This window comes from Bradyrhizobium sp. NBAIM18 (genome assembly GCF_020193825.1).
Classification (GTDB): Bacteria; Pseudomonadota; Alphaproteobacteria; order Rhizobiales; family Xanthobacteraceae; genus Bradyrhizobium; species Bradyrhizobium yuanmingense.
In genome coordinates this window covers 192,460-215,154 of sequence record NZ_JADYVO010000011.1, presented here as the reverse complement: position 1 = coordinate 215,154, position 22,695 = coordinate 192,460, and the positions used below count along the sequence as shown (strand labels likewise).

The following is a 22,695-nucleotide window of genomic DNA, read 5'->3' as shown; positions in this document are numbered from 1 at the left end:
GTTGCCGATCAGCGCGGTGAGACCGAGGAGGAGGGCGCTGACCTCGTGCGCGCGGGCGAAGCGGTCTTGCTTCGTGGCGAGGCAGCCGCGCGGCTCTTGCCGGACTTCGGACCAGCTTTTGGTGTGATCCCGTTCTGCTCGTCGAACTGCTTCAGCCAGGCCGCGATGTATCGCGGGTCGTCGGGACAAAGCCGCTCGAGCAAACGAAGGTTCTGCGCTCTGAATTCCACAAGGGTTTTCGGCATCACGGCTCCTCAAAACCCTGCCCGTCGCAAAAAGTGCGGCCGGACGGCCGCCGGGTCAACGGCAAAGAGCGCTTGAAATCCCGCGCGAGCTGATGCAGCGCCAAAGCGAAAACCCCGCCCTTGGGGAAGCGGGGTTCTCTGTCGAGGTGAAGCTTAGGGACGCTTCAACTGTAAGACGCGCGAGCAGCGAGAAAGTTCAAAAGAACATGCGCCGCTTCGCTGCAACGTGGATGCGCTCGCGCCGGGCCATTACAAATCCGTAAGTCGGTTGAAAATCGACGTCGAAAAACTATCTCTGCGTCAGGCGGCAGCGTAACAAGCCGCCCTTCAACTGACACCCAGCCGCCGCGCTCAGAACAGGCGAAGCTGGGTCCTTTGACATTCTCCCGCTTAAGGTCCCGCCTCATTGGCCTCAGAGGCAAACGTCCATGGCTGCCCGCACCTACAATCACGAACGCTGGTCCGAAGACGACGACCGGCTGCTTCGATCCATGTGTGAAACCGGCAAGAGCCTGACGCTGATGATCGTGAAGCTCAAGCGTCCCATTGCATCGATCAGGTCGCGCGCGATCGAGCTTGGCATCAATCTTCCGGGCACGCGCATCGGCCTGCGACGGAAGCGGCGGACGGCTTGAGCCCGCGCGTCCGGACAAGGCTGCTCATGTCGCCGCGCCGCTCTACGCGAGCGGAGCGGCTGAACGATGCTCAGGCCGCAATCCGCTGTTCGACCGGCGCCGTCAGGAACTTGAGCGCTTCGGCGTGGGCGAGATCCGGAACCGCGATCGCCGTGTGGCTGTACATCGCGTGTGTGCGCGACGTCGCGATCTGGTCCAGGATCCCCTTGCCCTTGATGACGTGGAGGCCCATGCCGTCATCGACGGGGAAGATCGCCAGCACCACGTCGTAGGCCGCGATCACGGCTCTGAGCGCCTCGGCCTTGTCTTCGGCGACATCGACAAAAACACGAACATCTGCCGCGAGTTCACGCAGCTCGTTAAAATCCAGCACTTTGAGGATACTCCAACGCAACCAACCTGACAGAAGCTTGGTCGCGTTAGGTTACTGAAGCGTCAACAACGGATCGCCGGCCACAAGTTTCACGACGAGGTGACGCCACGCTCAAAAGCGCGATGCGATCTAAAGCGCGATGAAATTTGGATGCATCGTCATCGCGCTTTAGGTTGTTGTTTGCGCATGATCTTTCCGGAAAACCGCTTCGCACTTTTCCGGATCATGCTTTAGCGCTTCGCGTCCTCCTTGCGCAGCCTGGCCTCGGCGGCCTCGTCCACGAGAGTTAAGCTGGCGCCGTCATAGCTCAGCTTGAAACCGCGGCCGACGATCCAGATCCAGCCTTCCCGGTCCTTGATGGCCGGAGCGTTGAACTGCTCGGAAATCGATTTGACGGCAGCTTCCTGCGATCCCGGATTGTTCAGCGTCGCATTGACGCGCCAGATCGGATGCGTGGGGTCGGTCTCGTCGCTGTCGACGGCGACCTTGGCGCCGTTGATGTCGCATGCGAGGGTGTACGGACCTCGGCTCGGCCGGCAGAGATAGTGGCGTCGCGCGACGAGCTTGTTGGCCTCGTCGAATGTCATCCCGGGCGAGAAGCCGAACATGTCGGACTTTTTCACGAGGGCGAAGGACGCAGGCTTCAAGAAGCTAGGCTGGATCGCGACGAGGGCTGCGACGGCGACCACGATCAAACCTGCGATGACGATAGCGACCTTCATCAGAACCCCATCAGATACCTTTCCCGGCTTATAGCAGCCGCGGCGCTGTGCCAGGTTCGAGAAATTGCAGGTCCTAAAATTGCAGGGCCTAAAATTGTAGCTCCTGCAACGTCTTGCACAGGAAGTCGGGAACCTCGCGGAGCCCGTGCTTGCGTTTTTGGCCTCGATAGGGTCTAAGCCCGATCGCTTCATGCCTTCTGGCATGAATCAGCAGCGCGCACTCGCGGGTCCGGCCGCGTCCCCAGCAGCAGAATTGCTCCGCGCACCCATTCAAAGGAATTCAGACCATGGCGAAGATGACGAAGACCCAATTGATCGATGCAATTGCCGAGGGCACGCAGCTTTCGAAGAACGACGTGAAGTCGGTGATCGAGTACATGGCGACGGTCGGCTACAAGGAGCTCAACGAGTCCGGCGAGTTCGTCATTCCCGGCTTCGTGAAGATGTCGGTCGTGAACAAGCCGGCGACCGAAGCCCGCATGGGCATCAATCCCTTCACCAAGGAGCCGATGCAGTTTGCGGCGAAGCCCGCCAGCAAGTCGGTCAAGGCCTCGCCGCTGAAGGTGGCCAAGGACGCCGTCTGACGTGCCGGCGATGTCGGTGCGGTGGGCTCATTGACGCGCCGGCGCAGCAATCGGGGGGCGAGGACCAGGTGGTGCTCGGCCATCGCGATGCCCGAACACCAAGACGACCATCAGGGTAAACAGCACGCGGTACTCGCTTCGTCCTGAACGACGAGCTTCGTTCCCTCACCATCCTCATCCGCTTCACAAGAAAAAGCCCCGCGCTTTCGCGCGAGGCTTTTCTGGCTGACGGCGTTGGGATTTCAGCGCCTGGCCGACAGCCATGGCTTTAACCTAAAGTTGAAATCGCAAAAAGCAACAGCGCCGCCACGACGGAGTATGTTCGTCAGGCGGCGCTGCCGTGTAACTGGGCGCTGAAATCCCCAGCTTCCATAGGTGCTTGCCGCGCCGAAAAGGTTCAACGCCGCCCCCACCAAAATTTTTACGTCCGGGGGCTGGACTTTTTGTTCTCATTTTGTTCTAATGAGGCGCCCTGATGGACCGTTGGAGGTTGCTCATGACCGTCGAAAAACAGCGCGAAGTGATCAGGCTCTGGAACGAGCTCAGAAAGGTCGAGGGCCCTGCGGCGGAGGAGCTTCGCATCCAGATCCTCGAATGCTTCTCGAAGGAGAAGCCGAAGCGGGCGGCCTGACTTTGTCGACGCCACGCGGCAACGCGCAAGCGCGATCCGCTTCTGAAGGTTCGCGCTTGGTCTCTCGCCGCGTTGCTTGCCGGCGAAGAGTCTTCTCGAAGTTTCGTCGATGAAGAGTCTGTTGCAGAAGAGACTTGTTGCAGAAGACACTCGTCGAAGAAAGGATCCTGCCGCGTCGACGGTGTGAGCGGGCGCGCGTTCATCGATCGTTAGGAGTTGCTCTCCGCGCATTCTTGCGACTCCGATTCGTTCTTCGCGAACGAAACGGAGTCGAAGCTGGAACAAAGCCGGGCGTTCTTGCGCCGCTCTCGCCGCGAAGGTGCCGGATGCATCTGGCTAACGATAGCTTATGCGGATGCCGATAACCCTATTCGGTTAGGTTAAAAGCCCAATCGCGTTGCGCTTGCTGCGCGTTGGGGTAGGTGTTCTGCAACGACAAGCAAGAAACGCCTTTGCCAAAAATGATTTGCCCAAGCAGCAATTTGCCATGATGCCTTTTTCAGCTCCGTCCTTTTTCCAAGGCGACCGGCACACCTACCGGCGCGTCGCCGTCGTCGGCACGCTGTTCTGCCTTGCTTTCGTTGTGATCAGCTTCTCGCTGCGGCCGCAGGCCGAGGACACGCGCGTTGCAGTCAAGGCCGACCGGCTGGTGCGCACGGCAGGCCAAGCCGCGCGCGCCAACTAACGCCGCGCGCCAATTAACGCTCGTCGCTGCAACGGCGGTCATCGGCCGGCGCCTGCAGGCATCCGGCGCCGCGCGAGGCGAGCGCCACGAAGCCGGCATAGCCGGACAGGTTGAGCAAGACTTCGAGCCAGGCGGGCATATCTCTTTCTCTCCGCTCAGCAGGGAACGGACTCAACGTCCGCGCGCATTCCTGGTTCCATACTCCCGCGAAGAAACTCAGAGCCGGGTGGACGGGTCGAGCCGGCGGCCGAGGGTCGCGACGGATTCGCTCGACGGCTGCTCCTTGAGGAACTCGGCGATGGCCTGCGCCAGCTCGCGGTCGCTCATCGGCGTCGGCGGCGGGCGCAGCGTGCCGACACCGAAGTTGCGGACGATCTCGTCGTAATGCTCATCCTCGGATTTGGGAACCAATTTGCGGATACGGGCCAGCAAGGCGGATAAGGGCAAACTCTCCTCCATGATTGTCGTCCCCGCTGGCAACCGTCATGGTCTGCTGCCATCTGCTCCCATGAAACTGAAAACCCCGCCAGCACCGCGGAGATGCTGACGGGGTCTTCGTGCTGTCGCCTCGACCCGGATGGCGGAGGCTCCCGCACTTGAGACGCTAACCCCCGTCTCGCCGTTTCGTTCCCGCTTCATCGACATTTCTTGCCTGCGGACCGGTTCCATCCATGCGCAACCATCGCAGGCGCTCGCCGTTGTCTCCGCGACACGCGAAGGAGGACAAGCATGAAGAAGACACTGGCAGTTCTGGCCACCATCGCGGCGGTCGGTGTGACCGCAGTCGCGGCGCCCGCGCCGGCTGAGGCGCGCGGCCGCGGCGGTATCGGCCCGGGCCTCGCGTTCGGCCTCGCCGCCGGCGCGATCACCGCGGGCGCAGTCGCGGCTTCCCAGCCCTATGGCTATTACGGTCCCCGCTACCGCTACTACGACGGTCCCGCCTATTACGGACCGGGTCCGTACGCCTATTACGGCGGGCCGTACTACCGTCACCACCACTACCGTCATTGGTAGTCGGCGAATAGCGAAAAGCCCGGAGCGGTGCTCCGGGCTTTTTTCATTCGCAGGTCTTGTTTACTCGCCCATTTTCGCGCTTGCCGGCCGATGATGCCTACGGCCAAAGCGAGGGCCGCTCGACCTTGCGGGCATTCTCCAGCGTCGCCACGAAATATTCCTCGCGCTCGCGCTTGAACTTTTCCTGCGTGGCACGGAAGGCGGCGACACGGGCGGCGATTTCTTCGCGTTCGCGCTCTTTGCGTTGTTCGTCTTCGGTCATGTCAAATCCCCTCTACACCTGAGTATGTGCACATCCGAACTCAAGCACTGCCGCCGCAATCACGTTGAGTCGCGTCAACACATCCATTGGCACTTCCGAATGGGGCGTCAATGGGGAGGAGGCATTGCAGGATTGTGATATGCGAACGTCGGAAGAAATTGCCGAGCGCATTGCGTTGGCGCTTGATAAGAGCGTCAATGATCTTGCCGCTTGCGCATGTTGCTGTCAGGCCAAACTATTCGGGAGGCGCGGTTGATCGCATCGGATCTACAGAGCGGTATCGAACGGCTCGGCGACATGATCGCCGAGGCCAGGACCATCGTCCCGTTCACCGGTGCCGGCATCTCGACCGAATGCGGCATTCCCGACTTCCGCTCGCCGGGCGGAATTTGGACGCGTAACCGTCCGATCCCGTTCGACGAGTTCGTCGCGAGCCAGTCAGCGCGGGACGAATCCTGGCGCCGCCGCTTTGCGATGGAGGAGGTCTTCGCCGCAGCGAAGCCCGGCCGCGGCCATCGGGCGCTGGCATCGCTCTACCGCGCCGGCAAGGTTCCCGCCGTCATCACCCAGAACATCGACAATCTGCATCAGGCCTCGGGATTCGCGCCGAAGCACGTGATTGAACTTCACGGAAATACCACTTATGCGCGCTGCATCGGCTGCGGGCAGGACTATCCGCTGGACTGGGTGAAGCACCGTTTCGACGGCGATGGCGCCGCGCCCAACTGCACCGCCTGCGACGAGCCGGTGAAGACCGCCACGATTTCCTTCGGGCAGATGATGCCGGACGAGGAGATGAAGCGCGCGACAGCGCTGTCGCAGGCCTGCGATCTCTTCATCGCGATCGGTTCCTCGCTGGTGGTCTGGCCGGCGGCCGGCTTTCCGATGATGGCCAAGCGCGCCGGTGCACGTCTCGTGATCATCAATCGCGAGCCGACCGAGCAGGACGACATCGCCGACCTCGTCATCCACCACGACATCGGCGAGACGCTCGGGCCCTTTGTCGGCAATTGAGGCATCAATTTGATTCGCGGCTGTGCAAGCTGTTCATAGGTTCCGGCGAATCTCTTTTTTGTCTATGCGTCTCAACCGGGAGTGTTATCTTTTGAGTCGAAAGATTCGCGTCGCGTCGAATTGAGAACATTCTCTTAAGGCGCGTGATTCGGGCGCCGCCAATGTGGCGGGTTGCATGGCAGTGTGGGGTCCGGGGTTATGGGGTCGTCGGACGGATTTGAGTCCAAGAAGCTTGGAGTTCCCGGACAGGGCACCTCGCCAGGGCGATTGACGCCGGGCGAGCATGGCGGAGCCGGCCGCGACAATGCGCTCAATCCCTTCACCGGATTGGGCGAAGCCAGCGCCAACCTCGTCGAGGTCACCGGCGTCATCAAATGGTTCGACGCCTCCAAAGGTTACGGCTTCATCGTTCCCGACAATGGCTGGCCGGACGTGCTCCTGCACGTTACCGTGCTTAGGCGCGATGGCTTCCAGACGGCTTATGAAGGCGCCCGCATCGTCGTCGAGTGCATCCAGCGCGCCAAGGGCTACCAGGCCTTCCGCGTCGTTTCGATGGACGAGTCGACCGCGATCCACCCGGCGCAGATGCTGCCGCCGCGCACCCATGTCACGGTCACCCCAACCAGCGGGCTGGAACGGGCCCAGGTCAAATGGTTCAACCGGCTGCGCGGATTCGGCTTCCTGACCTGCGGCGAGGGCACGCCCGACATCTTCGTGCACATGGAGACGCTACGCCGCTTCGGCATGACTGAGCTGAGACCGGGCCAGTATGTGCTGGTCCGCTTCGGGCCCGGCTCCAAGGGCATGATGGCGGCCGAGATCCATCCCGAGACCGGATCGCCGGGATTGCAGTCGCACTAAGGCTATGAATTCCAGCAATTGTGAGCAGAGGCGCGCTGCAAGTCCGGCGCGCCTCTTTCTTTTCCGGCGGTCGCCGCGTAAGGACTGACTTAAGTCCCACGCCGCGAGAGCCCCGATGAATTCTGATCGAAAGGCCGCCTGGTCCGCTCTGAAGGGCTGGCTTGCCGCCATCCTCGTCATCGCCGGCTGGGCCGTCGCCGGCGCGCCGGCCGGCGCCGCCAGCTTCCAGCCGCTCGAGATCGTCACCAAGAACGGCGTGCAGGTGTTCTCGGTCGAGATGGCAACGACCCCGGAGGAGAAGGAGACCGGCCTGATGTACCGCAAGGAATTGGCCGACGGCAAAGGCATGCTGTTCGACTTCAATCCCGAGCAGGAAATCTCGATGTGGATGAAGAACACTTATGTGTCGCTCGACATGATCTTCATCCGCGCCGATGGCCGCATCCTGCGCATTGCGGAGAATACCGAGCCGTTGTCGACGAAGATCATCTCCTCCCGGGGACCCGCCCGGGCCGTGCTGGAGGTCGTGGCGGGGACGGCGCAGAAGTACGGCATCCGCCCCGGTGATCGCGTCGGCCACCCCCTGTTCGGCGGCAAATAGGACGGGCAGGTGCGATTGCGGCCCAGGCCGGCGGCTTTGGAAAGCTTGCTGGCGCTCCGGGAAGCGTGTATCGACGGGGCTCGCCGGACATTCGGGGTATAGCGCAGCCTGGTAGCGCGGCAGTTTTGGGTACTGCAGGTCGTTGGTTCGAATCCAGCTGCCCCGACCAGTCCCGGGCGGCGCTGGCCTAGAGGTCAGCATCCAACCGGCAATGGCCAGGCATTTTCGCGTCCGGCCTCCGCTTCGCGCGGAAATCAGCAAAGCCTCATCGAACCTTCGCCCGTCGCGATAGACAAATCCGTGTTGGGGATTTCAGCGCCCAATGTCTAAACGGACGCCGCCAAGCGATGAATATTCCGCTTGCGCGGCGTTGCGTTTTGTCCGCCGCGCTCGTCAGTTCGAGGCGTACCAGCCGGGTGGAAATGGCACGTACGACCAGGCCAATTGGTTGTCGTTGGCGGCTTGCGGCGGCCGTTGCGAAGCCATGCTCGCGATTGGCGCGGGCGGCACCACGCGGAGCGCGAGGCGCAGGCGCGCACATTGCAATTTCATCATTGTCGTCCCCCCAGCAATCTACTTGCTTCCAAACGTCCGATCGTCTGCAAAGTTCAGTCTAAAAATCACCCTGCGCCGAAACGGCGCGCCCGTCCTCAAATCACGGGCATTCTAGAAAAATCGGCGCGGGCTTTCAACCAAACGCGCCGCTCCATCCCAAGAAGTAAGGTTGATCGGCAAGGTTAAAGGCGAGCGGCTGTTGCGGCCGTTTGGCTGGCTGCTATCAGGTCGGTCCCGGCTCGCGATGGGCTGTCCACTCTGTGTCACCACAGATGATTGTTCGTCGCGGCGCGCGGATCAGCCTAAGTTCTGCGCCAGCGAGTTCTGCCATGTCTATTGACCGCAACATCGGGACCATCGGTCCGCAGTCAAACTGGACCGAGATCTGGCACCTCTGGACGGTGATCGTGCCGCGCCGCTCCATCAACGGGCAGTTCGTGCTTGGCAAGGTCTGGCGTCGCCACGACGGCCGCGACTGGATCTACAAGAAGTTCACCGAGTTCGACGGCGAAGAGGCGGCCTGAAGGGCGATGAGGTCGGGATGAGCGTCATCGCGCCTCGGATGGTCGTTGACGCAGTACGCTCCTAGCTCGCGTGCCGCTCGCCGGCTGCCGATCCCGGCGCCTGCACGCGCGGCAGCGGCAGTTTGAAGTGCCGTTTCGCATAGGCGATGATCTCGGCGTCCGAGGGATGGTCGGCCGCTTCCACCGCGACAATCCGCTTGGCCAAGTCGGGTGCGTTTGCGCGGATGTGGCTGGCCAGCTCCGTCTTTGCGCTCGCCGGCCCGATGATAAGGATCTCTCCGGCATCAGCGAGGGCCGTGGTCACCTCGGCGTAGAATGCCTTGTCGGGGGCAGCATGGCCGCTCCCGATGCTATTGGCCTTGTGGTGAAGATGACGCGTCGCCAGGTGCGGATGCAGCGTGACCTCGTCCGAGCCGCTCAGGCCGAGATGGAAGATGCGGGCCTGCGAATGGTCGATCCAGACTACGGCATGGAAATGAGAGGGCATGATTTGGGCCTTGTGCGAGAGGAGGCCGCCGGACTCTGTGCGGCGGCTCGTGTCGCGGCCACACTATGCGTGCCGGCGTCATCTCTGTTGACCCATGTCAATCCGCCCCCGAGCGCCCGCGGGCGTCTCGAAGGATGGCCGCAGCGAAGCGTCCTCAGGCCGCCTTCGCTTCCGCAGCCGGCTTGGCCGGCGGCGGCTTCAGCGGCTTGTCCTGCTTCTTCGACCACGAGATGTAATAAGCCACCGTCGTCATGATCGCGATGCCGGCGACGCTGACGAAGATCTGCGCGAGCAGCGACCCTGAGCTCATCGACAGCTCGAAATGACCGACGAAGGACAGGAACACGCCGACGCAGAACACGGCGAGCGACTGCTGGCCACAGACGATCAAGGGGTCGAACACCTTCCACTCCAGCCCCGGCCACTCCTTCGGCACGAAGCGGATCACCAGGATCACGATCACCACGAAGTGGAGGAAGCGATACGGTGCGAGGTTGGTCTTGTCATTGGGGTTGAAGGCCGAGAACAGCCATTCCGGGAACATGCCGCCGAAGGTGGGGAAACGGCCGGCCATGGTCATGACCAGCGCGAACAGGAGATAACCGAGGCAGACCCACAGCGTAACAGGCGAATTGATCAGCGTTGCCGAGCGCCGCGCGCCGCCCATCGAGCACCAAGCGCCGAACACGAACAGCACCTGCCAGCAATAGGGGTTGAAGTACCACTGGCCGGCCGGATAGGCGTTCAGGTTCCAGCCGTAATGGCGCGCGGCGAGCCACAGCACGATCGACAGGATCATCGTCAAATCGGGCTTGCGCAGCATAAACCACAGCACCGGCGGAAACAGGCCCATCAGCACGATGTAAAGCGGCAGCACGTCGAGGTTGAGCGGCTTAAAGCGCAGGAACAGGCCCTGGCGCAGCGTCTCGGTGGCGTTGTCGACGAGGCCGGCAACGTTGAACTCGTTGATCATCTCGGAATCGCCGAAGCGCAGCGCGAGATAGCTGATTGATGCGATGTAGATCACGAACAGGATGATGTGGGCGACATAGAGCTGCCAGACCCGCTTGGTCAGCCGGGTGGCACCGACGATGAAGCCGCGGTCCAGCATCATCCGCGCATAGACGAAGGAGGCGGTGTAGCCGGAGATGAAGACGAACAGGTCGGCCGCGTCGGAAAAGCCGTAGTTGCGGGTCGTGATCCAGTTCACGACGTTGTCGGGGATATGGTCGAGAAAGATCGCCCAGTTCGCGACACCGCGAAACAGGTCGAGCCGGAGGTCGCGACCCTTGTCGGGAAGCGTGGCGCTGACGTTCAGGAAGGCCATGCGTCGGAAGCTTTCAGAGAAGACAGAAGCGCGGAGATCGATGAAACCGGGCCGCCAAACGGGGTCCCAGGATGAAACGCGGGTACGCAATTGTCACGGTGCAGCATAATGACTATACCGTTGGCGAGGGTTGCCGGGGCCGGAATCAGGATCAGTTCCCAACCGGCTTCTCTATACTATCCCCGAGATTTCCACCAACTGCCACCGTGACGCATCGAAATCGAACGGAAAGACCAAGAGGCCCGGACCAGTCATGACCGCACGCATTTTCAAGCCCGCCAAAAACGCGATGCAATCCGGCCGGTCCAAGACCAGGGAATGGCAGCTCGATTACGAGCCGGAGCAGCCGCGCTCGGTCGAGCCGCTGATGGGCTGGACCTCGTCGGCCGACATGAAGCAGCAAATAACACTGCGCTTCCACAGCAAGGAAGAGGCGATCGCCTATTGCGAGCGCAAGGGCATCGCCTATCAGGTGATCGAGCCCAAGGAGTCGATCCGCCGGCCGGTTGCCTATGCCGACAATTTCTCGTTCCGCCGCGGCGAGCCCTGGACGCATTGAGGGGCCATTCTCACCCGAAGCATCCAAAGTGCCGTCATGCCCGGGCTCGTCCCGGGCATCCACGTTTTTGGCGGTAGACGAAGAACGTGGATGGCCGGGACGAGCCCGGACCACGACGAAGGGAGCGGCTGGTCGCCCGCGCCTGAGAACCCTTGGCACCAATTCCGCCCCGTGCTTCGCTGCCCCGCATGACACGACCAGGACGAGGTGGGGAATGGCGGGGCGTGACCAGCTCGACGGCGTCGATCTGAAGATCAGGACGGGCGGGTTCGCAACAACGAGCTGGCGCTGCGCGTCGGCGTGTCCGCGCCGAACTGCCTGCGGCGGCTGAAGTCGCTGTTCAGCCGCGGCGTGATCCGGGCGGTTCGCGCCGTGATCGACGAGCGGCTACTCGGCTACGAGGTGGTGTCGTTCGTCTCGATCCAGCTCGGCAGCCAGGCCCAGCCGGTGCTGGAGGCGTTCGAGAGCTCGATCGCCGCGATCCCGCGCATCCAGCAATGCTGGCGGATTTCCGGCGACACCGACTATCTGCTCAAATGCGTGGCCCCGAGTGTCGAGCGTATGCGGCAGCAGCTCCTGCATTTCGCCGCGATGCCTAACGTCAAGAACGTCCGCAGCTTCCCCGTGCTCGGGGTTGCCAAGGACGTGCCGCTGCCATTGCAGGAGGTCGCGGTGGCAGAGCCGGCGGGGTAGGGCTCCGAATATTCCACGATCAAGTGTGAATTTCAGAAAAGCGCCTCAGCGATACCGGCCCCGAAACTCGCGCGGGGAGGTGCCGGTCCAGGTTCGGAAGGCCCGCGAAAAGCTCTTCTCGTTGCGGAAACCGGCGATCTCGGCGATGCGCTTGATCGGCGTGCGGCCGCGCATCAGCTCCTGTTTGGCCAGCTCGAATTTCGCCTCCTCCTTGAGATCGCGTAGCGAGGTGGACTCTTCGCGCAGGCGGCGATGCATCGTGCGGGTTGATAGCGCGAGCTCGCGCGCGACGTCCTCGGCGCCGAGGACCCGTCCGCGCGCTTCGCGCAGCACGCGGCGGACGCGCTCGACCAGCAGGCGGTCGCGCCGGTAGGGCAGCACGGTCAGCCGGAGCGCGCCCTTGAGCATGTTGTCGAGATCGGCTGCGCTGCGCGTCAGCGGCAGCGACAGATAATGCTTGTCGAAGACGATGGCCGCGCGGTCCGCATCGAAGCGGACGGTCCGGCAAAAGATGGTCGGATAGACCGAGACGTGGCCGGGCTCTGAGTAAGGAAACTCAGCCGCGCGGAGCGCGATCTGGGAGTCGACAGCCCAGCATGAGAAGCCGAGCACGTAGCGGAACAGCGTGACGAGGCAGAACTCGCGGAAGGGTCCGAGGTCACGGAGCTGACGGATCGACACGACGGCGGTCTCTTCGCCGACCTCGAGATCGAGCAGCACATCCTCTGTGACAAGGCGGTGATGCCGGCACCAGCGCTTGAGCGCGACCTCCAGCGTCGGTGCGGTGATCGAAGCGCGGCACAGCATGCCATAGGTGCCCCATGGCAGCCGGCGCGAGAACCAGCCGAGCGCCTCGTCATCGAGCTCGCGCATGGCATGGCCCGCCAGCGCCTCGAACTGGGCCGCGGTCACACGCCCATCAGGAGAATTCAGGAGCTCCGGCGCGACCTGGCCCCGGCTTAAGGCTTCGGCGGGATCGCGGCCGTAATGCTCATACGCGGCCACCACGCCGCGGACGAAGGCGGCGGGCGTGACGGCGCGGCGCGGAATTGCGGTGGCGGCTTGAAAAGGCATCGGAATTCCTTTCGGAAATCCTCGCCAAGTTTGGCGGAAAATGCAACCTTTTCGACTGCAAGAGGGCCGGGACCGGGCTAGGTTCGGAGCCCAAAATACGGAGGACTCGCCTTGAACATCCCGAGCATCGATTTCGATCTGGGCGAAGACATCAGCCTGCTGCGCGACACCGTTCGTTCGTTCGTGGAGGCGGAGATCACCCCGCGTGCCGCCGAGATCGAAAAGGCTAATCTTTTCCCCGCAGACCTCTGGAAACGCTTCGGCGACCTCGGCCTGCTCGGCATGACCGCGCCGGAGCAATATGGCGGCTCCAATATGGGCTATCTCGCCCATATCGTCGCCATGGAGGAAATCTCGCGCGGTTCGGCCGCCGTGGCCCTGTCCTACGGCGCCCATTCCAATCTTTGCGTCAACCAGATCCGCCGCAACGGCAATGACGCGCAGCGGCAGCGCTATCTGCCGAAGCTGATCTCCGGCGAATATGTCGGTGCGCTCGCGATGTCCGAGCCCGGCGCCGGCTCCGACGTGGTCTCGATGAAGCTGCGCGCCGACAAGCGCGGCGACCGCTACGTGCTCAACGGCTCCAAGATGTGGATCACCAATGGCGGCGATGCCGACGTGCTGGTGGTCTACGCCAAGACCGATCCGGAGGCCGGCCCGCGCGGCATGACCGCGTTCCTGATCGAGAAGAGTTTTAAAGGCTTCACGCATGGCCAGCATCTCGACAAGCTCGGCATGCGCGGCTCCAACACCTATCCGCTGTTCTTCGACGATTGCGAGGTGCCGGAGGAAAACGTGCTCGGCAAGGTGGGAGAGGGCGTCAGGGTGCTGATGTCCGGCCTGGACTATGAGCGCGCGGTGCTCTCGGGCGGCCCGCTCGGCATCATGGCGGCCTGCATGGACGCGGTCGTGCCCTACATGCACGAGCGCAAGCAGTTCGGCCAGCCGATCGGCGACTTCCAGCTGATGCAGGGCAAGCTCGCCGACATGTATGCGACCTGGCAGGCCACGCGCGCCTATGTCTATGCGGTGGGCCGCGCCTGCGACCGCGCCGACCACGCGCGCACCCTGCGCAAGGACGCGGCTGCTGCGATCCTCTATTCCGCGGAAAAGGCAACGTGGATGGCGGGCGAAGCGATCCAGGCGCTGGGCGGGGTCGGCTACACCTCCGAATTCCCGGTCGGGCGCCTGTGGCGCGATGCAAAGCTCTACGAGATTGGCGCCGGCACCTCCGAAGTTCGGCGCATGCTGATCGGCCGCGAGCTGATGGCCGAGACGGCTTAAGTCCTTCACCCCATTGGAATCACCATGCCGCTTCATTCCAGCATCGATCCGTCGTCATCAGATTTTGCGCGCAATTCCGAGGCCATGCGCGGCCTCGTCGTCGATTTGCGCGAAAAGCTTGCCCAAGTCGCCGGCGGCGGCGGCGAAGCCTCGCGCAAGCGCCACACCGCGCGCGGCAAGATGCTGGCGCGTGAGCGGGTCGACCTGTTGGTCGATCCCGGCACCTCGTTCCTGGAGCTGTCGCCGCTCGCAGCCTATGGCCTCTATGGCGGTGACGTGCATTCGGCCAGCGTCGTCACTGGCGTTGGGCGCATCTCGGGCCGCGAATGCGTGATCGTCGCCAACGATGCCACGATCAAGGGCGGCACCTACTACCCGATGACGGTGAAGAAGCATCTGCGTGCGCAGGACATTGCGCGGCAGAACAATCTGCCTTGCGTCTACATGGTGGATTCCGGCGGCGCCTTCCTGCCTCTGCAGGACGAGATCTTTCCGGACGAGCGGCACTTCGGCCGCATCTTCTACAATCAGGCGCAGATGTCGTCGCAGGGGATTCCGCAGATCGCGATCGTGATGGGCTCCTGCACCGCTGGCGGCGCCTATGTGCCGGCGATGTCGGACGAGAGCATCATCGTGCGCAACCAGGGCACCATCTTCCTCGGCGGCCCGCCGCTGGTGAAGGCCGCGACCGGCGAGGTCGTCAGCGCGGAGGAGCTTGGCGGCGCCGACGTGCATTCGCGGCAATCCGGCGTGACCGATCACTACGCCCAGAACGATGCGCATGCGATCGGCATCGCCCGGCGTATCGTCGGCACGCTCAAGCCGTCGGCACGGCCGAACCTGAACATGCATCCGCCGCGCGAGCCTCTCTTCGCCGCGGAGGAGATTTACGGCGTGGTGCCCGTCGACGGCAGAAAACCGTTCGACGTGCGCGACATCATCGCCCGCGTGGTGGATGGTTCCGAGTTCGACGAGTTCAAGAAGCTCTACGGCACGACGCTGGTGTGCGGCTTCGCCCATATCTGGGGCTATCCGGTCGGCATCATCGCCAACAACGGCATCCTGTTCAGCGAGAGCTCGCTGAAGGGCGCGCATTTCATCGAGCTGTGCTGCCAGCGTGGCATTCCGCTGGTGTTCCTGCAGAACATCACGGGCTTCATGGTCGGCAAGAAATACGAGGCCGGCGGCATCGCGCGCGACGGGGCCAAGCTGGTGACGGCGGTCGCGACGGCTTCGGTGCCGAAATTCACCGTCGTAATCGGCGGCTCCTACGGCGCCGGCAATTATGGCATGTGCGGCCGCGCCTACGCGCCGCGTTTCCTCTGGATGTGGCCGAACGCGCGCATCTCGGTGATGGGCGGCGAGCAGGCCTCGATGGTGCTGAGCCAGGTCCGGCGCGACAATATCGAGGCCAAGGGCGACAGCTGGTCCAGGGAAGAGGAAGATAAATTCCGCGAGCCCATTCGCGCGCAATATGAGAGCCAGGGCCACCCCTACTACGCGACCGCGCGGCTGTGGGACGACGGCGTGATCGATCCGGCCGACACGCGTCTCGTGCTCGGCCTTGGCCTCTCGGCGGCATCGAATGCGCCGCTCGAGCCGACGAAATTCGGCCTGTTCAGGATGTGATGTGATGGACCGCTCAAAACTCTACCGGCGTTTCCGCACGCTCCTGATCGCCAACCGCGGCGAGATCGCCTGCCGCGTCATCCGCACCGCCCGTGCGATGGGCCTGCGCACGGTCGCGATCTATTCCGAGGCCGATCGCGAGGCGATGCATGTCGCGCTCGCCGATGAGGCCGTATTGCTCGGGCCCGCCCGCGCCCGCGACAGCTATCTCAATATCGAGCGCTTGATCGAGGCCGCGCGCAAGACCGGAGCGGAGGCCGTGCATCCCGGCTACGGCTTCCTCTCCGAGAATGCCGAATTCGCGCAGGCCTGCTATGACGCCGGCCTGGTCTTCGTCGGCCCGACCGCCGAGATGATGAATGCGATGGGCTCCAAGTCCGGCTCGAAGGCGCTGATGGAAAAGGCCGGCGTGCCGCTGGTGCCAGGCTATCACGGCGAGGCCCAGGACGAGGCGACACTTGCCAAGGCGGCGGACAAGATCGGCTTCCCCATCCTGGTGAAAGCGTCCGCCGGCGGCGGCGGGCGCGGCATGCGCATCGTGCGGTCCGCCGATGAGTTGGCGCCGGCGATCGTCAGCGCCAAGCGCGAGGCCAAGGCCGCGTTCGGGGACGACCGCATGCTGATCGAGAAATATGTCGACAATCCCAGGCATATCGAGGTGCAGATCATCGGCGACAGTCACGGCAATCTGCTCTCGCTGTTCGAGCGCGAATGCACGCTGCAGCGCCGGCACCAGAAGGTGATCGAAGAGGCGCCGTCGCCGACACTGAACGCTGCCCAGCGCGAAACCGTCTGCGCCGCCGCGCGAAAAGCGGCGGGCGCGGTGAACTATGTCGGTGCCGGCACCATCGAGTTCGTCTCCGACGGCAAGGACGTGTTCTTTATCGAGATGAATACGCGCCTGCAGGTCGAGCATCCCGTGACCGAGCTGATCACGGGCATCGACCTCGTCGAATGGCAGCTGCGCGTCGCCTTTGGCGAGGCGCTGCCGCTCAAGCAGGATGAGATCAGGCTCAACGGCCATGCCGTCGAGGCGCGCGTCTACGCCGAGAACCCGACCAAGAATTTCATGCCGTCGGTCGGCAGGATCTCGACTTGGCGACTGCCGGCCGAGACGGGCGGCCTGCGTATCGACGCTGGCTATCGCGAGGGCGATAGCGTCTCGCCGTATTATGACGCCATGCTCGCCAAGGTGATCGCGTGGGCGCCGACGCGGGACGTCGCGATCGACCGGCTGAACCGCGGCCTGGAGGAGTCCGACGTCCGCGGCATCGTCACCAATATCCCGTTCCTGTCGGCGCTGATGACGCATCCGAAGGTGCGGGCGAATGCGATCGACACCGGCTTTATCGAGCGCGAGCTGGCCGTGCTGACCGCGGCGGCGCCTGCGCCTGGAGAGCTCGAGCTCTGCGCCGCAGTCGCCGCAATCGTCAACGAGGAACAGCAGGCCGCGCAGGCCGAGACGAATTCGCCCTGGCAGACCTTCGGCTGGCAACCGGTCGGTCGCCGCCAGCGCAGCTTTGCCTTCCGTGTCGGCCATGGTCCGGAGCAGAAAATCATTCTGAACTACGGCAGCGGACCGTCGACGCTAATGATCGGCGAGCGCGAGCTGGCGCTCACGATCGCGGCGAAGGACGGCGGCTTCGATCTGACTCTCGACGGCGTCAAATCGTCGGTGGCCGCTGTGATCGATGGCCATGAGCTGTACTTGCGCACCCGCAACGGCCGCTTCGACCTGCATTGGGTCGATCCGTTCGGCGGCGAGAGTGAGGAGCATGTCGGCGAGGACAAGATCGCAGCGCCCTTGCCGGGCACGGTGGTTGCCGTGCTGGCCGAGGAGGGGGCCAAGCTGGAGAAGGGCGCGCCGATCCTCACGCTGGAAGTGATGAAGATGGAGCAGACGCTGCGTGCGCCCTATGCCGGCGTGCTGAAGTCCATCAAGTGCAAGGTCGGCGACATCGTGCAGGAGGGCATCGAGCTCGCCGTGGTCGAGCCTGCGGGAGAGTGAGATGAGCGACCAGGTCCGCATCATCGAAATGGGGCCGCGCGACGGCCTTCAGAACGAGAAGACCCCCGTCAGCGTCGAGGCGCGCATCACCTTCATCGAGGCGCTCGTGGCAGCCGGGCTGCACACCGTGGAGGTCGGCGCCTTCGTCTCGCCCAAGGCCATCCCGCAGATGGCAAGCTCGGATGCCGTGCTGCGCGGCGTCGCGCATGTGAAGGGCGCCGAATTTCACGTGCTGGTGCCGAACGAGAAAGGGTACGAGGCCGCGCGGGCCGCGGGCGCCAAAGTGGTCTCCGTGTTCGCTGCGGCCTCCGAGGGGTTTTCCCGGGCGAACATCAACTGCACGATTGCGGAGTCCATCGAGCGCTTCAAGCCGGTGCTGGCGCGCGCCAGGGAGGATGGCGTCAAGGTGCGTGGCTATATCTCTTGCGTGCTGGGCTGTCCGTTCGATGGCGAGATCAAGCCGAAGACGGTCGCGGATCTTGCGAGCACGCTGTTCGATCTCGGCTGCTATGAGATCTCGCTCGGGGACACCATCGGCGTCGGCACGCCAGCCAAGGCGAAGGAGATGCTGCGCGCGGTTGCCGCCAACATTCCCGCAGCCGGGCTCGCGATGCATTTCCACGACACTTACGGCCAGGCGCTCGCCAACCTCTATGCAGGCCTGGAGGAGGGCGTCCGGGTCATCGACACCGCTGCCGGCGGGCTCGGCGGCTGCCCCTATGCGCCGGGCGCGACGGGGAACGTCGCGACCGAGGACGTCGTCTACATGCTGGAGGGCATGGGCGTCAGGACGGGTGTCGATATGGAGAAGCTGCTGGCGGCGACGAACGCGATGAGCGGCGTGCTGGGCAAGCCGCCGGTGAGCCGCGTGGCGTCCGCGCTGAACGCGAGGAAGAAGCGGGCGGCTTCCTAATTCTCCGTCATTGCGAGGAGCGAAGCGACGAAGCAATCCAGGCTGCCGCTGCAGAAATATCCTGGATTGCTTCGCTTCGCTCGCAATGACGGTGGAGGGAGCGCAGGACTCAAGCCGCCTTCAGCCCGACATCCGGCAGGCGCGGGCGGTTCTTCAGCGCCTTGGCCATCAGGGCCTCGACCTCGGCCTTTTCCTGCGGCAACAGTGCAAGGCGCGGCGGGCGGCTCAGGGCGGTGCCGCGGCCCATGATGTGCTCGCACAGCTTGATGCACTGGACGAGGTCCGGGCGCGCATCGAGGTGCAGGAGCGGCATGAACCATTCGTAGAGCGGCATCGCCTCGGCGAAGCGCCCGGCCTTGGCGAGGCGGAACAGCGTCTCACCCTCGCGCGGGAAGGCGTTGGACATGCCGGAGACCCAGCCGACGGCGCCCATGGCGACGCTCTCGACGATGACGTCGTCGAGACCTGCGAACAGCACGAAGCGGTCGCCGACCATGTTGCGGGTGTCGATGAAGCGTCGCGTGTCGCCGGAGGAATCCTTGAAGCAGACCACGGTCTCGACGTCGGCGAGCGAGGCGAGGATGTCTGGCGTAACGTCGTTCTTGTAGATCGGCGGGTTGTTGTAGAGCATCACGGGAAGGTCAGTCGCGGAGGCAACGGCGCGGAAATGCGCGGCGGTCTCGTGCGGCTTGGAGGAATAGACCAGCGCCGGCATCACCATGACGCCGTCGATGCCGACGCGTGCGGCTTCCTTCGCGGTCTCCACCGCAAACGCGGTGGTGAATTCGGCGATGCCGCACAGCACGGGCACGCGGCCCTTCGCGACCGACTTCGCCGCTTCCATGATCGCGACCTTCTCCTTGCGCTCGAGCGAGGTGTTCTCGCCGACCGAGCCGCAGACGATCAGGCCGGAGACGCCGTCGCGGATCAATCCGTCCATGACCTTGGCGGTCGCGTCGATGTCGAGCGAGAGATCGTCGTGGAATTGGGTGGTGACGGCCGGGAAGACGCCTTCCCAGGCAACGCGGCGGCTCATGGTTTGACTCCAGGTGAATATGCCGGCGGGGGGCTGGAGCCGCCGGCTCTTGTGAAAGGGATGGGAAACGGGATCAGAGCGTCGCGCCGACCTTGCGCAGTTCGGCGAGGACGGGGGCCTTGGGCAGCCAGATCTTGTCGAACTCGGCGATGACGGCCTCGGTGTCCTTGGCGTCGACCTGGCGGATCGGGATCGGTGCTTTCTTGAAATTCTCGATCAGCGTGGGCTCGTTGCCGGCGAGCTCGTCGATCTGCGCGTCCAGCGTCGTCTTGATCGTTTTCGTGACCAGCTCGCGATCGGCGGCGGGCAGCGATTGCCAGACGCGGCCGGAGACGACCGCGGCCATCGGCATGAAGACGGCGTTCATCTGCAGGATCACCTTCGACACCTTGTCGAAGCGCTGGTTCCAGGAGAACTCGAGATCGGCCTCTAAGCCGTCGACCTGGCCGTTGGCCATGGCGTCGAACACCTGCGGCGTCGGGATCGGCGTCGGCGCCGCGCCGAGCGAGGAATAGAAATCGCGATAGACCGGGGTCGGGTTGATGCGCAGCTTCATGCCCTTGATGTCGGCGAGCGAATTCAGGTCCTTGGACGAGAACACCGCGCGCATTCCGGTGATGCCCCAACCGAGCCCGATCGTGCCGGTCTCCTGCGGCAGCACCTCGAACAGCTTCACCGCCGCCGGATGCCGCACGAACTTCGCCACCGCCGGCGTCGAGCGCACGATGTAGGGCGCGTTGATCGCGGCGATGTGCGGCACGCGCGAGCCGAGCTCGGCGGCCTGGATGAAGCCCATGTCGAGCGCGCCGGACTGCAATTGCTGCATCATCGCGGTCTCGTTGCCGAGCTGGCCGGCGTGGAAGACGGTCAGGGTCAGGCGGCCGTTGGTGGCGGCCTTGAGCTCGTCGCCGAATTTGAGCGCGGCCTTGTTCCAGGAATGGCCGTTCGGCGTGATCAGGCCGAGACGGAATTCCTTGGCCTGGGCCAGCGCCAGCGACGGGGCGAACACCGAGGCGGCGGCACTGGCGGCGAGAAAGTGGCGGCGTGAAAGCGGCATCGTGGGACTCCTTTGGGCCTATTTGACGAGGATCAGCGAGAGCGATGGGTACAGCGAGAGCAGCACCAGGAGGATGCAGGCGATGACGAAGAAGGGCAGCGTCACCATGAACATCCTGCCGGGCTTGGCGCCGGTGACGGCGGCCGCGACGAAGAAGCAAAGCCCGACCGGCGGCGACAAAAGGCCGAGCACGAGGTTGATCACCACGACGACGCCGAATTGCCGGGGGTCGATGTGATAGATCTCGGTTGCGACCGGCAGCAGGATCGGCACCGTCATGATCAAGCCGGGAATGCCGTCGATCACCGTGCCGATCAGCAGCAGGATGACGTTGCAGATCAGCATGAAGCTGACCGGATCCTTGGCGACGGTCTGGATCCAGGCTGCGGTCTCCTGTGGCACCTTGCCGAAGATCAGCACCCAGGAGAACACCGCGGCGGCCGCGACCAGGAACAGCACGATCGCCGAATAGATCGCACTGCGCAGCATCATCTGCGGCAGCTGCGAGAACTTGAATTCCTTGGTCCAGAACTTTCCGACCAGGGCCGCGGCCACAGCGCCGACGGCTGCAGATTCCGTGGCATTGGCGAGGCCGCCGAGGATGCTGCCGACGATGACGATCGGGATCAGCAGCGTCGGCGAGGTCCGCAGGATGGTCATGACGCGCTGGTGCGGCGTCTGATGGTCGGCGCGCGGATAGTTGTAGATGTAGCCCATCAGCGCGATGACGAGGCAGAACATCACGGTGAGGATGACGCCCGGGACGATGCCGGCGATCAGCATGTCGCTGACCGAGACCTGCGCCAGCACGCTGTAGACCACGAACATCACCGAGGGCGGGATGATCGGGCCGAGCATGCCGCCATAGGCGGTGAGGCCGGCCGCGAAGGTCTTGTCGTAGCCCTTCTTCTCCATCTCAGGGACCATGATCTGCGCCATGATCGCGACCTGCGCCGTCGCCGATCCCAGGATGGACGAGATGAACATGTTGGCGAGGATGTTGACGTAGGCGAGCCCGCCCTTGAGCGAGCCGACGAAGGCCATCGCCATGTCGACGATGCGCCGCGTGATGCCGCCGCCATTCATGATCTCGCCGATCAGGATGAAGAGTGGGATCGCGATCAGGCCGTAGCTGTCGACGCCGCCGAACAGCTGCAGCGGGTAGGATTGGAACAGCACGGGATTGCCTGACGCTGCGATATAGACGAGGCCGGCGAGGCAGAGACAGAGACCGATCGGCACGCCGACCAGCATGAAGGCCATGAAAGCCGCTGACGTGATCATCAATTGACCCCGTCGAGCTCGGAGAGCTGGAACCCCTTCGGCGCCGTGCGCGGGACCAGCTCGAGATCTTCCAGCAGGTTAGCGAGACCATGGACGGTCATCGACACCGCGAAGATCGGCAGCGTCAGATAGAGCACCCAGGTCGGCCAGTTCAGCGTCTGCGTACGCTCGGTGTAGAGGAAGTTGAACGTCTCGGCGGCGAGCTTGCGCCCGTCGAATCCGGCGCGGGCGAGGCCGACCGGGTCCATCCAGAGCACGCAGGTGACGATCAGGGCGACGCCGAACACCACGACGAGGCCGGTCGAGATCACTTTTGCAAATTTCTGGTGCTGAGCGGAAAGTCGCTCCGTCAGCATGGTCACGGCGAAATCGAGCCTCAGCCGCGTCATCGCGGATGCCCCGATGAAGGTCAGCCAGACCACGCAATAAACGGCAGATTCATCGATCCAGTAGATCGGGAAATGCGAGTAGCGGGTGACGACGTTCACCAGGATCAGGCCGGTGAGCAGGTACATAAGGCCCATCAGCGCGAGCCGCTCGCAGGCGAGCAGGGCGCTCGACATCCGGACGATCATGCGTCGGAGGCTGAGTGCGCGCGTGGCCGGCATGGTCTGCTCGATCATGAAAGAGGCCCCAAC

28 protein-coding genes, 1 tRNA gene and 1 pseudogene are annotated in these 22,695 nt (G+C 63.7%); 16 read left to right on the top strand and 14 right to left on the bottom strand.

Features of this window, described 5'->3' with window-relative positions; all coding sequences use genetic code 11:
* Nucleotides 1-8 precede the first annotated feature (8 nt).
* The gene (locus I6F17_RS24055) at nucleotides 9-245 is read right to left on the bottom strand and encodes a hypothetical protein (protein WP_225150779.1); all 237 of its coding nucleotides are present in this window, start codon (nucleotides 243-245) and stop codon (nucleotides 9-11) included.
* Between the two features lie 428 nt (nucleotides 246-673).
* Between I6F17_RS24055 and I6F17_RS24050 the strand changes: the two genes are divergently transcribed.
* Entirely contained in the window at nucleotides 674-880 is a 207-nt protein-coding gene (locus tag I6F17_RS24050; protein ID WP_036022978.1) for a hypothetical protein, read from the top strand.
* 70 nt (nucleotides 881-950) lie between these two features.
* On the opposite strand, the gene I6F17_RS24045 is transcribed toward I6F17_RS24050, so the two are convergent.
* Both I6F17_RS24045 and I6F17_RS24040 read right to left on the bottom strand, forming a co-directional pair.
* On the bottom strand, nucleotides 951-1,253 hold the full coding sequence (locus tag I6F17_RS24045) for a hypothetical protein (protein WP_036022979.1): 303 nt from the start codon (nucleotides 1,251-1,253) through the stop codon (nucleotides 951-953).
* A 230-nt stretch (nucleotides 1,254-1,483) separates the two neighbouring features.
* Nucleotides 1,484-1,975 carry a hypothetical protein gene (locus I6F17_RS24040; RefSeq protein WP_225128693.1) on the bottom strand — a complete coding sequence of 164 codons (492 nt, stop codon included), beginning with the start codon at nucleotides 1,973-1,975 and terminating at the stop codon, nucleotides 1,484-1,486.
* A 287-nt stretch (nucleotides 1,976-2,262) separates the two neighbouring features.
* Between I6F17_RS24040 and I6F17_RS24035 the strand changes: the two genes are divergently transcribed.
* From I6F17_RS24035 to I6F17_RS24030, 3 genes are all read left to right on the top strand, one after another.
* On the top strand, nucleotides 2,263-2,559 hold the full coding sequence (locus I6F17_RS24035; RefSeq protein WP_008558895.1) for an HU family DNA-binding protein: 297 nt from the start codon (nucleotides 2,263-2,265) through the stop codon (nucleotides 2,557-2,559).
* A 496-nt stretch (nucleotides 2,560-3,055) separates the two neighbouring features.
* Nucleotides 3,056-3,190 carry a hypothetical protein gene (locus tag I6F17_RS37790; protein ID WP_260347228.1) on the top strand — a complete coding sequence of 45 codons (135 nt, stop codon included), beginning with the start codon at nucleotides 3,056-3,058 and terminating at the stop codon, nucleotides 3,188-3,190.
* A 487-nt stretch (nucleotides 3,191-3,677) separates the two neighbouring features.
* Nucleotides 3,678-3,875 (top strand): hypothetical protein, encoded by a 198-nt coding sequence (locus I6F17_RS24030; protein ID WP_036045621.1) that lies wholly within the window; start codon nucleotides 3,678-3,680, stop codon nucleotides 3,873-3,875.
* A gap of 13 nt (nucleotides 3,876-3,888) precedes the next feature.
* Here the strand turns inward: I6F17_RS24030 and I6F17_RS37785 are convergent, their stop codons facing one another.
* Both I6F17_RS37785 and I6F17_RS24025 read right to left on the bottom strand, forming a co-directional pair.
* Complete coding sequence (locus I6F17_RS37785; protein WP_276573259.1) at nucleotides 3,889-4,014, bottom strand: hypothetical protein; 126 nt, start codon at nucleotides 4,012-4,014, stop codon at nucleotides 3,889-3,891.
* A gap of 77 nt (nucleotides 4,015-4,091) precedes the next feature.
* A complete protein-coding gene (locus I6F17_RS24025; RefSeq protein WP_225128697.1) occupies nucleotides 4,092-4,334 on the bottom strand; it encodes a hypothetical protein in 243 nt (80 codons plus the stop codon).
* Nucleotides 4,335-4,604: 270 nt separating this feature from the next.
* Between I6F17_RS24025 and I6F17_RS24020 the strand changes: the two genes are divergently transcribed.
* Nucleotides 4,605-4,889 carry a hypothetical protein gene (locus tag I6F17_RS24020; protein ID WP_036045604.1) on the top strand — a complete coding sequence of 95 codons (285 nt, stop codon included), beginning with the start codon at nucleotides 4,605-4,607 and terminating at the stop codon, nucleotides 4,887-4,889.
* Between the two features lie 97 nt (nucleotides 4,890-4,986).
* Here I6F17_RS24020 and I6F17_RS24015 read toward each other — a convergent pair whose 3' ends face one another.
* Nucleotides 4,987-5,151, bottom strand: a complete 165-nt coding sequence (locus tag I6F17_RS24015; RefSeq protein ID WP_167361660.1) for a hypothetical protein — start codon at nucleotides 5,149-5,151, stop codon at nucleotides 4,987-4,989.
* Between the two features lie 252 nt (nucleotides 5,152-5,403).
* Here I6F17_RS24015 and I6F17_RS24010 point away from each other — a divergent pair, with 252 nt between their 5' ends.
* From I6F17_RS24010 to I6F17_RS23995, 4 genes are all read left to right on the top strand, one after another.
* Nucleotides 5,404-6,165, top strand: coding sequence for an NAD-dependent protein deacetylase (locus tag I6F17_RS24010; RefSeq protein ID WP_225128699.1), 762 nt, complete (start codon nucleotides 5,404-5,406; stop codon nucleotides 6,163-6,165).
* A 198-nt stretch (nucleotides 6,166-6,363) separates the two neighbouring features.
* Complete coding sequence (locus I6F17_RS24005; protein ID WP_157284234.1) at nucleotides 6,364-7,026, top strand: cold-shock protein; 663 nt, start codon at nucleotides 6,364-6,366, stop codon at nucleotides 7,024-7,026.
* Between the two features lie 115 nt (nucleotides 7,027-7,141).
* The gene (locus I6F17_RS24000; RefSeq protein ID WP_035999663.1) at nucleotides 7,142-7,627 is read left to right on the top strand and encodes a DUF192 domain-containing protein; all 486 of its coding nucleotides are present in this window, start codon (nucleotides 7,142-7,144) and stop codon (nucleotides 7,625-7,627) included.
* 92 nt (nucleotides 7,628-7,719) lie between these two features.
* Nucleotides 7,720-7,796 (top strand) — tRNA-Pro (locus tag I6F17_RS23995).
* Between the two features lie 224 nt (nucleotides 7,797-8,020).
* Here I6F17_RS23995 and I6F17_RS23990 read toward each other — a convergent pair.
* On the bottom strand, nucleotides 8,021-8,182 hold the full coding sequence (locus I6F17_RS23990) for a hypothetical protein (RefSeq protein ID WP_157785268.1): 162 nt from the start codon (nucleotides 8,180-8,182) through the stop codon (nucleotides 8,021-8,023).
* Nucleotides 8,183-8,511: 329 nt separating this feature from the next.
* Between I6F17_RS23990 and I6F17_RS23985 the strand changes: the two genes are divergently transcribed.
* Nucleotides 8,512-8,706 carry a hypothetical protein gene (locus tag I6F17_RS23985; RefSeq protein WP_036027955.1) on the top strand — a complete coding sequence of 65 codons (195 nt, stop codon included), beginning with the start codon at nucleotides 8,512-8,514 and terminating at the stop codon, nucleotides 8,704-8,706.
* Nucleotides 8,707-8,767: 61 nt separating this feature from the next.
* Here I6F17_RS23985 and I6F17_RS23980 read toward each other — a convergent pair whose 3' ends face one another.
* Both I6F17_RS23980 and I6F17_RS23975 read right to left on the bottom strand, forming a co-directional pair.
* Nucleotides 8,768-9,193, bottom strand: coding sequence for a translational machinery protein (locus tag I6F17_RS23980; protein ID WP_128261790.1), 426 nt, complete (start codon nucleotides 9,191-9,193; stop codon nucleotides 8,768-8,770).
* A gap of 154 nt (nucleotides 9,194-9,347) precedes the next feature.
* Nucleotides 9,348-10,520: an OpgC domain-containing protein gene (locus tag I6F17_RS23975; RefSeq protein ID WP_036027956.1), complete on the bottom strand. Its 1,173-nt coding sequence runs from the start codon at nucleotides 10,518-10,520 to the stop codon at nucleotides 9,348-9,350.
* Nucleotides 10,521-10,773: 253 nt separating this feature from the next.
* Here I6F17_RS23975 and I6F17_RS23970 point away from each other — a divergent pair, with 253 nt between their 5' ends.
* Nucleotides 10,774-11,079, top strand: coding sequence for an ETC complex I subunit (locus I6F17_RS23970; protein ID WP_024337795.1), 306 nt, complete (start codon nucleotides 10,774-10,776; stop codon nucleotides 11,077-11,079).
* A 214-nt stretch (nucleotides 11,080-11,293) separates the two neighbouring features.
* Nucleotides 11,294-11,772: pseudogene (locus I6F17_RS23965) on the top strand (Lrp/AsnC family transcriptional regulator).
* Between the two features lie 45 nt (nucleotides 11,773-11,817).
* Here the strand turns inward: I6F17_RS23965 and I6F17_RS23960 are convergent.
* A complete protein-coding gene (locus I6F17_RS23960; protein WP_036045595.1) occupies nucleotides 11,818-12,846 on the bottom strand; it encodes an AraC family transcriptional regulator in 1,029 nt (342 codons plus the stop codon).
* Between the two features lie 111 nt (nucleotides 12,847-12,957).
* Here I6F17_RS23960 and I6F17_RS23955 point away from each other — a divergent pair, with 111 nt between their 5' ends.
* Genes I6F17_RS23955 through I6F17_RS23940 form a run of 4 tightly spaced genes read left to right on the top strand, consistent with a single transcriptional unit; the run spans nucleotide 12,958 to nucleotide 18,680 of the window.
* The gene (locus I6F17_RS23955; RefSeq protein WP_036045593.1) at nucleotides 12,958-14,130 is read left to right on the top strand and encodes an isovaleryl-CoA dehydrogenase; all 1,173 of its coding nucleotides are present in this window, start codon (nucleotides 12,958-12,960) and stop codon (nucleotides 14,128-14,130) included.
* A gap of 24 nt (nucleotides 14,131-14,154) precedes the next feature.
* Nucleotides 14,155-15,759, top strand: a complete 1,605-nt coding sequence (locus tag I6F17_RS23950) for a carboxyl transferase domain-containing protein (protein WP_036045591.1) — start codon at nucleotides 14,155-14,157, stop codon at nucleotides 15,757-15,759.
* Between the two features lie 4 nt (nucleotides 15,760-15,763).
* Complete coding sequence (locus I6F17_RS23945; protein ID WP_225128701.1) at nucleotides 15,764-17,767, top strand: acetyl/propionyl/methylcrotonyl-CoA carboxylase subunit alpha; 2,004 nt, start codon at nucleotides 15,764-15,766, stop codon at nucleotides 17,765-17,767.
* 1 nt (nucleotide 17,768) lies between these two features.
* On the top strand, nucleotides 17,769-18,680 hold the full coding sequence (locus I6F17_RS23940; RefSeq protein ID WP_225128703.1) for a hydroxymethylglutaryl-CoA lyase: 912 nt from the start codon (nucleotides 17,769-17,771) through the stop codon (nucleotides 18,678-18,680).
* Nucleotides 18,681-18,789: 109 nt separating this feature from the next.
* On the opposite strand, the gene I6F17_RS23935 is transcribed toward I6F17_RS23940, so the two are convergent.
* From I6F17_RS23935 to I6F17_RS23920, 4 genes are all read right to left on the bottom strand, one after another.
* On the bottom strand, nucleotides 18,790-19,716 hold the full coding sequence (locus tag I6F17_RS23935; protein ID WP_225128705.1) for a dihydrodipicolinate synthase family protein: 927 nt from the start codon (nucleotides 19,714-19,716) through the stop codon (nucleotides 18,790-18,792).
* 73 nt (nucleotides 19,717-19,789) lie between these two features.
* A complete protein-coding gene (locus tag I6F17_RS23930) occupies nucleotides 19,790-20,773 on the bottom strand; it encodes a TRAP transporter substrate-binding protein (RefSeq protein WP_057029143.1) in 984 nt (327 codons plus the stop codon).
* An 18-nt stretch (nucleotides 20,774-20,791) separates the two neighbouring features.
* Nucleotides 20,792-22,057: a TRAP transporter large permease gene (locus I6F17_RS23925; RefSeq protein ID WP_225128707.1), complete on the bottom strand. Its 1,266-nt coding sequence runs from the start codon at nucleotides 22,055-22,057 to the stop codon at nucleotides 20,792-20,794.
* Nucleotides 22,057-22,665, bottom strand: a complete 609-nt coding sequence (locus I6F17_RS23920) for a TRAP transporter small permease (RefSeq protein WP_225128807.1) — start codon at nucleotides 22,663-22,665, stop codon at nucleotides 22,057-22,059. The genes I6F17_RS23925 and I6F17_RS23920 overlap by 1 nt, the downstream gene beginning before the upstream one ends.
* Between the last annotated feature and the right edge of the window lie 30 nt (nucleotides 22,666-22,695).